Here is an 8,745-nt window from a genome sequence, read left to right as displayed (position 1 = left end):
CCTGGCTCGCCGACCACAAGGACCAGATCGAACTGCACTTCCTGCCTTCATACTCACCCGAGCTGAACCCGGACGAGCTCGTCAACGCCGACCTCAAACGCGGCCTGCCCCACACTCACCGGGCCAGGAACCAAACCGAACTCGCCGCCGAAACCCGCAGGGTTCTTCCACCGTCGACAACGCCAACCTCACATCGTGCGCGGATACTTCGGCGGTCGGCACGTCCGCTACGTCCTCGACGAGTGAACCCCATGAGTTTCTGATCAATAGCTGGTCACTGAGTGCGGATTACCTGGCCAGGGAGTGAGAGCTCCAAGGGATACAGCGCGCGCCTTGTACCGGCGGAGATCAGATGTTCCGAAGCGTTGGGTTCTCAGAGGCCGGACTCTGCGGGACCTGTTCCATTTGTGTGGTGGGCAGTTCGACTCGGACAGTGAGGCCGCCGTCGGGGCGGGGGGTGGCGGTGAGCTCGCCGTGGTGGGTCAGGGTGATCGCCCGGACCACGGCCAGTCCCAGCCCGGTCCCGTCGCTGCGGTGTTCCCGGCCGCGCTGGAACGGTTCGAAGAGGGCGGGGATTTCGTCCGGGTCCAGTACCGGGCCGGTGTTGCCGACTTCGATGAAGGCAAGGCCGCCGAGGGTGCCGGTGGTCACCGTCGCCGTGCCGTCGTGGTGGTTGTGCCGTACAGCGTTGGCCAGCAGGTTCAGTGCGATCTGCCGGAGCAGTGAGGGGTCGCCCGCGACTGGGGCGGGCACCGGGTCGGCGGTGATCCGGATGCCCGCCGTCCGGGCCTCGTCGGCCAGGTCCGCCAAGGCGTCCCTGGCGGCGTCCTTGAGGTCGACCGGTTGCGGTGTCAGCTGTGCGCTCTCGCCATGTGCCAGTGTCAGCAGTGCCGCGATCAGGCGCTCGCTGCGGGCGGTGGCGTCCAGCGCCCGCTGGAAGGCGGGTCTCAGGTCGGCTGGAACCCGGCCTTGAGCGAGTGGGATCTCCAGGGCGGTGCGCTGGAGGGTGAGCGGGGTGCGCAGTTCGTGCGAGGCGTGGGCGGTGAAGCGGCGCTGGGCGGTGAAGCTGCGGTCCAGGCGGTCGAGCATGGTGTCGAAGGTGTCGCCGAGTTCGCGGACCTCGTCGTGCGGGCCGGTCAGGCCGAGCCGTTCGTCCAGGGTGCTGCCGGTGCTGATGCGCCGGGCCGCCGCGGTGACCTGGCTGAGGCGGTGCAGTGAGCGGCTGCTGCCCCACCAGGCGAGCAGTCCGGCGAGTGCGGTGAAGACGGCGAGCAGGAGCAGGGAGCGCAGCAGCAGATCGCTGAGGATGGTGTGCTGAAAGTCTTCGAAGCGCTGGGCGGGAGTGGTGAGTGAGGCGGGGATCGAGGGGCTTTGCGGGGTGGTGGGGCTCGGCGCGGTCTGGGCGGGAGCCAGCATGCTCGCGGGATCGATGCGGTGGCGGTTGTCTTTCAGGAGTTGGCGGGTACTGAGCCAGTTCAGCAGGAGCAGTCCGCCGCCCAGGACCGCGAAGACCGTGGTGGTCATCAGGGTCAGCCGTCCGCGCAGGGGCAGCCGCTGCAGCGAGGGTCGGCGACCGGCCCCGGCCTGGCTCACAGCCGGTACCCGTAGCCGGGGTCGTTGGTGATCAGTGGTGGGTCGCCGAGCTTGCGGCGCAGCGAGTGGACGGTGACCCGGACGGCGGTGGTGGCCGGGTCCAGTGCTGCGTCCCACAGGCTGTCCCGCAGCTGCTCGGTGGGGATGGGGGCGCCGTCCGCGGCCAGCAGTAGTTCCAGCACTCCGAGCTCCTTGGGTGTCAGCTTCAGTGGCCGGCCGTCGCGTTCGGCGACTCTGCGCACGGTGTCCAGGCTGACGCCGTGCCTGCTCAGTACGGTGGGGCTGTTGCCGGCAGGGGAGCGGCGGCCCAGCGCGCGCAGCCGGGCGATCAGTTCCAGGTACGAGAAGGGTTTGGCCAGGTAGTCGTCGGCGCCCTGACCGAGGCCGTCGACCAGGTCGGCGAGGGCGCCGGCGGCGGTGAGCATCAGGATTCTGGCCGGATAGCCGGCTGTGTTCAGGGCCCGGCAGACGGCATCCCCGCTCAGCTTGGGCAGGTGCCGGTCAAGGAGCAGGACGTCGTAGTCGGCGGCGGCCGTCATTTCGAGCGCGCGGGCGCCGTCGTGGGCGACGTCGCAGACCATGCCTTCGGCGCGCAGGCCCTCGGCGAGCATCGCGGCCAGGTCCACCTCGTCCTCGACGATCAGCACTCGCATTCTGCTCCACTCCCCTCGCCGCGCCCTGCGCTGCGCTGTCCTGCCCCGCGCCGGCCTGTCCTGGCCCTTCTTGGTCAACGATGCCTCGGCGGGCGTTAGCCGGTGGTTAGGCACGCACTCACCGGTGCGTAACTCGCCGGTCCGTAGAAATGCCGAGGTCGATGTCGACATCCAGCAGGGAGACCACGAAATGCATACCAAGACCATACGAACCGTACTGGCGGCGACCGTCGTGACCGCGGCGCTGGTGATGACCGGCTGCTCCTCCGGCGACGCGGCGCCCAGTGTGGCCGGGGGCGACGGCACGGGAAAGAGCAAGCCGCAGGACGACGACGCGGTCCGGCGGGCCTGGGTGGACTGCATGCACAAGCAGGGGCAGACCAGTGTCGAGCAGGACAAGGACGGCAACATCACCTTCCCGGCCACTGGTGTCGACAGTCCCGGCTCGGCCAACGGCTTCGACGCGGCGAGCAAGGTCTGCGACGCCAAGGTCCCCGGCATCCACCAGGTCCAGCAGAAGGGCAACGAGAAGTTCGTCGAGCAAGGGCGTGCCTTTGTCGCGTGCGCGCGGAAGCACGGCTACGCGGACATCCCTGACCCCGACCCCAAGACCGGCATCCTCGTATTCCCGGCGAAATCGCTCAATACCGCCAAATGGGACGCCATCCAGCCGGCCTGCGGCAAGCTCCCGATGCCCGGCTACTCGATCGGTCAGTGATCATGAGCCGCACTGTTGAGACCACCGCCCCCGACGGCACCTCGCCCGCCCCCGCGCGGAAGAAGCACCGTAAGGCCGTCGTCGCGCTCGTCCTGGTCGCCGCGCTCGGCGGCTCGGGTGCGCTCGCCGCGATCCGCCCCTGGGAGCAGCACGGCACCGCCTCCGCGAAGCCGTCCGTCAGCCACGGCACCGTCGCGGTGCAGAAGGGCTCGCTGTCCACCGGCATTCAGGTCGGCGGCGCGCTCAGCTACAGCACCCCGACTCCCGTCATCACCTCCGGCCACGGAACCATCACCGCCCTGCCCGCCGTCGGCGCCGTCGTCAAGGCCGGGGCGAAGTTGTACGAGGTCGACGGACGGCCCGTGGTGCTGCTCACCGGGGACCGGCCGATGTGGCGCGACCTCGGCCCCGACATCAGTGACGGACCCGACGTCGAACAGCTCAAACGCAACCTGATCAAGCTCGGCCATGCCGACGGACTCGGCCTGACGGCCGACCAGAAGTTCACCCCTGCCACCGTCACCGCCGTCAAACGCTGGCAGAAGGCCCTCGGTGAGAAGCAGACGGGAACGGTATCGCTCGGCAGTGTCGTCATGCTGCCGCAGGCGGCCGTGCGGGTGCAGCAGCTCGGCGCGCAGCTCGGCTCGGCCCTCGGGGCCACCGCGGTCATGACCGTGTCCGGCACCGACCTGGTCGCCACCGTGCAGCCCGCCGACAACCAGCTCTCCCAGTTCAAGCCCAACGGCCGGGTGACGGTGAAGCTGGCCGACGGCAGCACCATCAACGGACGCATTCGCTCACTGGTCCACGGCGGTTCCGGCAACGGCGGGGACAACGGCCCGGACGGCTCCGGCGGCGCGGACAAGACCACCGTCACCATCGCGCTGGACCACCAGCGGCAGGCCAAGCAGGCCGGGCCCTCCTCCGTGACCGTCACCGTCGTCGGCGAGACCGTCAGCGACGCGCTCATCGTCCCCGTCACCGCGCTGCTCGCCCTGGACGGCGGCGGCTACGGAGTCCAGGTCGTCTCCGGCGCCACCACCCGGCTGGTCAGGATCCAGCTGGGACTGGTCGCCGATGCCAAGGCGCAGATCACCGGGGACGTCCAAGCCGGCGCCCAGGTGGTGATCCCGAAGTGATCCCCCATCAACCACCGGGCAGGGCAGCCGTGCTGGAACTCTCCGGCATCACCAAGGAGTACCCGGGATCACCGCCGCTGCGCATCCTGCACGGCATCGACCTCACCGTCGAAGCCGGGGAACTCCTCGCCGTCGTCGGCCCCTCCGGCTCCGGCAAGTCCACCCTCCTCGCGCTGCTCGGATCCCTCGACCGGCCCACTGCGGGGAAGCTGCACTTCGAAGGACGCGACCTGTCCGCGCTCTCCGACCCCGAACTGGCCGCCCTGCGCGCCCACCGGATCGGTTTCGTCTTCCAGCAGTTCTTCCTGCTGTCCGGGCTCACCACGGTCGAGAACGTCGCCACCGGCCTCCTCTACAGCGGCGTCCCCGCCTCACTCCGGCGCTCCAGAGCCGCCGAAGCCCTGCGCGAGGTGGGCCTCGGGCACCGGCTCCGCCACCACCCCGACCAGCTCTCCGGTGGCGAGAAGCAGCGCGTCGCCATCGCCCGCGCCCTCGTCGGCCGCCCCGCACTGCTGCTCGCCGACGAACCCACCGGGGCCCTGGACAGCGTCTCCGGCACCGCCGTCGTCGAGCTGCTGCGCACCCTGAACGCCAACGGCACCACGGTCGTCGTCATCACCCACGACCGCGAGCTGGCCGCCTCCTTCCCCCGGCGAATCGCCCTCCACGACGGCCGCATCGACTCCGACGAACGCGGCCCGCACCCCGCAGGAGCTGTCCGATGACACCACCCCTGCGCCGCACCCGGCTACGCCCGACAGACACGCTGCGCCTCGGCATGATCGGACCACGCACCCGCAAGATGCGCTCCGCCCTGTCCGCGCTCGGCATCTCCCTGGGCATCGCCGCCGTCATCGCCGTGACCGGGATCTCCGCCTCCAACCAGGCACACCTGCTGGAGCGCCTGGACCGGCTCGGCTCCAACCTGATCACCGTCGCCCCCGGCAACGGCCCCGACCAGAAGCCGGTGCCGCTGCCGCCCACGGCCGAGAAGATGCTTGCCAACATCGCCCCCGTGCAACAGGTCACCGCGACCGGGGCCACCAAGACCCAGGTCTACCGCAACGACCTGGTCCCACCACAGCAGACCAACAGCCTCACCGTGCTGGCCGCCCGGCTCAACCTGCTCGACGTCCTGCACGCCACCCTGCAGAACGGGCACTGGCTGGACAAGGCGAGCGAGAACCTCCCGATGACCGTGCTCGGCGACCAGGCCGCACTCCGGCTCGGCGTCACCGCGCCGGGCGAACGCGTCTGGCTGGGCGGACAGTGGTTCGTCGTCAACGGCATCCTGGCCCCGAACGAGCTCGCACCCGAACTCGGCACCGCCGCCCTGGTCGGCTGGCCCGAGGCCACCGCCCACCTGGGCGCGGACGGCACCGCCGCCATGGTCTACCTCAGGGCCCACCCCGAACGCGTCCCTGACGTACAGACCGTTGCCGGAGCCACCGCCGACCCCGCCAACCCGAGCACGGTCGCAGTCAGCCGCCCTTCCGACCTGTACACGGCACGGGCCGAGACCAAGAACTCCCTCACCGGACTCGTCCTCGCCCTCGCAGCGGTCGCCCTGCTCGTGGGCGGCGTCGGCATCGCCAACACCATGGTCGTGGGAGTGATGGAACGCCGCGGAGAGGTCGGACTGCGCCGCGCGCTGGGCGCCCGAGGCGGCCAGATCGCCGTCCAGTTCCTCATCGAGGCCGTACTGATGGGCCTCATCGGAGGAGTCGGCGGACTGTTCGTCGGCAGCCTCGCGGTCTACGGCTACGCCCTCGCACAGGGCTGGCCCGCCTCCATCCCGCTCTACACGGTCATCGCCGGACCCCTGGTATCAGTACTGGTAGCGGCCGTCGCCGGAATCTACCCGGCACTGCGCGCAGCCAGGGTGTCCCCGACAGACGCCCTGCGCTCGGCCTGACCGACACGCCGGAGCCTGCGAGGTCGCAGACTGGGCCCGACTACGCGGACTTGACGTACGCCGATGACCATACGCCGGTTCTCCGGTTGGTGGGTGGGGTCGTCGCCGGGGTCGGGAGTGAATGAGCTGATGCAGCAGGGGAGGACCGGCGGTGGTGCCGGCAAATCTGCCGTTCTCGAAGTGCTGTTCGGACCTGTGTGGGCCCTGCCCCGACCGTCTGCTCGGGAGCGACCCCGACGGTGGCCGTAGCAACGATCACGGCGCCCGCCCCGGACACATCGCCTGGGGCGGGCGCCTCGTTGGCCGTCAGGCCGCCTTCGCGCCTGACATCGCCTCGGCGATGGTGCGGCCGAGTGGTGCCCGTACCCGCGAGACGTCCGGTGGGCGGCACCCGGGGCCTTGATGCCGACCGCGGCGAGCTGCGCGAGGGCCTGGCGCTGGGTCAGCCTGCCGCTCGCCGGAGCCGGCCGGTATTGAGCCCTGGTGTGAGTTTGGGTGCGGGGCTGGGCTGGGGCGCTGAAGGGTGGGTGAGAACCGTCCGGGGTGTTTTCAGATGATGTATCAGGCGGTCGGGAAGGCGCCGTCGTCCTCGTCGTCCAGGGCCACAGCACCCCGGCTCTGGGCCCGGCCTCGGACCTGTTGGACCATCCCCCGCTGGGCAGGGGCATCTCCTTGCCCGAACCCCAACCGCCCAGGGCCCCGGTCGTGTCGACCGGGGCCCTAGCCTCGTGGTGACCTGGTTGTGCGGCCGAGGCACGCCCCGCCCTATCGGGCACCGCCTTAGACGCCCACCGTTACGGACACGCCGTTCGTGACGGTGATCAGTACCAGCACGATGACGCCGACTGTCACCAGGATGCTGATCAGGCGGACCGTCCGGCCCTCCTTACCGATGGCGTACCGGACGGTCTGCCACCACTCCTTACCCAACCTCACTCTCCTCACCTCCCTTGTGCTGGCGGGTGATTCGAGCGTCCGGCACGGTCGGGCCGGATGTGCCGATGTGGGTACGCTGTGTGCCGCTCTTGGAACGCCGTGAAACAAAGTTTTCACGGTCAGGACGTGCGGACAGGGAGCAAGGTGCCGGAGATCAAGATCCCAGGCGACGTACCACCCGGGCCACTGCGGGACTACCTGGAGTGGCTCGGCGCACTGCATAGGCGTGCGGGCCTCCCGTCATTGCACAAACTGGCGGGTACGCTGCAGTGCTCTCGCCCCACCGCGCAGCGACTGTTCCAGAGGTACCCGGCCAACTACGAGATGGCCTGGCGCCTGATCCGGCACCTTGCCGAGAACCCCATCGTCCCCACACACAGGTCTGAGCAGGAGTGGGATGAGCTGTACGCAAAGGGCGATCAGCTCCTTGGGGCGGCGAAGCCCGTGGACGCGGAGGAGAAGGGCGAGCAGCTCCTTGCGGCGGCGAAGCCCGCGGACGCGGAGGATCCGGAAGAGGTTCTTCTCATCGCCCATGCGGTAGGGACTGATGCCGCCGGTCTGCCGTTCAAGCAGTCTGCCGTGATCCCGGTTCCGGGAAAGAGGAAGTCGCCCTCTGACGCGACCAAGGGCACGCGCTCGCCGGTGATCGGCGGGTCAATGGTCATTCACGTGATGGGCCCGAGCGCCAGCCCGGGAAGTTTCGAGGAGCACATCGATCTCATGGCCCGCCTCGTCGACAGCGGCCATGCAGCCTCAGCCGACTCCTACCCTGCCGCGAACCAGGTCTTCGTGAGCGAGGATGACCCGTACCGGAAGATCGGGCGCGACATCGCAAACCACTTCCTGCGCCCCGAGTTCGTCTTGGCTGTATTCGAAGGATTCAAGTTCGCCCGGGTGGATGAGCGGGGAGTCTTCCTGGACTACGCCACATCTCGCAGGCCCACCCACCTGTGTGAGCGCTACCCCACCCTGAGCGAGCTGCTGCCGAAAACTCGACGAGCCGTTGTCGTGCTCGTCGGAGACGAATACAAGAAGGCTCGAACCGAGAAGCCGTCCTTCCTTGAGCCCATCGCAAGCGGATTCGGGGAGATTCTTCTGGCTGAGGTGGCCCCGCGTGAGGCGATGGGCGATGTACTTGAAGGAATGCTGCTGAAACCCTCCAACCGCAGGGGCGGACCCGACGCGCTGCGCCACATCGCCGACCAGGCAGCACGTCTCCCAGGTGCAAGGAGAGTGCTGCTCACAGGGGGTCTCACCTCTTGATCGGAAGCGAGAGCGGCAAGAGACTTGGAGTGTTCGCTCTGACCGAGCTGATCGGCGCCTGTGCCGACGAGGCGGGCGCGGTGTAACGGCCCGATCGCCGCCGCTCGGCCAGGAAGCCGTGAAGGTGAACCTCCTGCCCTGCATCCAGGTCAGCCTCAGCGCCGGCCTTCTGCTGGACCGGGCCCGCGCCGAGGACGATGCCCGGTTGCCGACCGCCGTGGCAAGGGAGCGGAAGGAAACCCCAGCAATTCACGGAGCAGACCGACCTGCCGGGTGAGCACGGCGTGCCTCTGCCGACGGTGCACCAGGCCGCCTTGATGGACCTGACGGGTGCCGGCCACGCGGTCTTGTGGCGGCAAGAACGAACGAGGCGCCCGTCCCGGGCACATCCCCGGGACGGGCGCCGCTGCTGCTCCATCGCCGTGGCCCACTCCAGGCCGGGGGCCGGCCAACTGGTGAAGCCTGTCGGCACAGAGCTTGGCGCGGCATTCCACAGGTTCTACGGGCCCAGGATTCACTGGCTAGCGT

8 protein-coding genes and 1 pseudogene are annotated in these 8,745 nt (G+C 69.3%); 6 read left to right on the top strand and 3 right to left on the bottom strand.

Annotation, left to right across the window (positions count from 1 at the left end; translation table 11 throughout):
• A pseudogene (locus EES42_RS47070) lies at nt 1-98 on the top strand (transposase); the annotation flags it as partial.
• A 250-nt stretch (nt 99-348) separates the two neighbouring features.
• Here EES42_RS47070 and EES42_RS43165 read toward each other — a convergent pair.
• Nucleotides 349-1,593 (bottom strand): sensor histidine kinase, encoded by a 1,245-nt coding sequence (locus EES42_RS43165; RefSeq protein ID WP_124723669.1) that lies wholly within the window; start codon nt 1,591-1,593, stop codon nt 349-351.
• A complete protein-coding gene (locus EES42_RS43160; RefSeq protein WP_124723668.1) occupies nt 1,590-2,246 on the bottom strand; it encodes a response regulator transcription factor in 657 nt (218 codons plus the stop codon). Before EES42_RS43160 ends, EES42_RS43165 begins: the two co-directional genes overlap by 4 nt.
• Nucleotides 2,247-2,436: 190 nt before the next feature.
• On the opposite strand from EES42_RS43160, the gene EES42_RS43155 reads away from it, so the two are divergent.
• From EES42_RS43155 to EES42_RS43140, 4 genes are read left to right on the top strand one after another with little or no spacing between them, the layout of a single operon-like run.
• Nucleotides 2,437-2,964, top strand: coding sequence for a hypothetical protein (locus EES42_RS43155; RefSeq protein WP_124723667.1), 528 nt, complete (start codon nt 2,437-2,439; stop codon nt 2,962-2,964).
• Nucleotides 2,965-2,966: 2 nt separating this feature from the next.
• Nucleotides 2,967-4,103, top strand: coding sequence for a peptidoglycan-binding domain-containing protein (locus tag EES42_RS43150; protein ID WP_164495583.1), 1,137 nt, complete (start codon nt 2,967-2,969; stop codon nt 4,101-4,103).
• Entirely contained in the window at nt 4,100-4,828 is a 729-nt protein-coding gene (locus tag EES42_RS43145) for an ABC transporter ATP-binding protein (protein WP_241196978.1), read from the top strand. The genes EES42_RS43150 and EES42_RS43145 overlap by 4 nt, the downstream gene beginning before the upstream one ends.
• Nucleotides 4,825-6,018 (top strand): ABC transporter permease, encoded by a 1,194-nt coding sequence (locus EES42_RS43140; RefSeq protein ID WP_124723665.1) that lies wholly within the window; start codon nt 4,825-4,827, stop codon nt 6,016-6,018. Before EES42_RS43145 ends, EES42_RS43140 begins: the two co-directional genes overlap by 4 nt.
• A 780-nt stretch (nt 6,019-6,798) precedes the next feature.
• Here EES42_RS43140 and EES42_RS45455 read toward each other — a convergent pair.
• A complete protein-coding gene (locus EES42_RS45455) occupies nt 6,799-6,948 on the bottom strand; it encodes a hypothetical protein (RefSeq protein ID WP_164495576.1) in 150 nt (49 codons plus the stop codon).
• 150 nt (nt 6,949-7,098) lie between these two features.
• On the opposite strand from EES42_RS45455, the gene EES42_RS43135 reads away from it, so the two are divergent.
• Complete coding sequence (locus EES42_RS43135) at nt 7,099-8,217, top strand: hypothetical protein (protein WP_124723664.1); 1,119 nt, start codon at nt 7,099-7,101, stop codon at nt 8,215-8,217.
• Nucleotides 8,218-8,745 lie beyond the last annotated feature (528 nt).

The organism is Streptomyces sp. ADI95-17, assembly GCF_003846175.1.
Taxonomy (GTDB): Bacteria; Actinomycetota; Actinomycetes; order Streptomycetales; family Streptomycetaceae; genus Streptomyces; species Streptomyces sanglieri.
The sequence above is the reverse complement of the archived record's forward strand: the minus strand, read 5'-3'. Positions and strand labels throughout refer to the sequence as shown.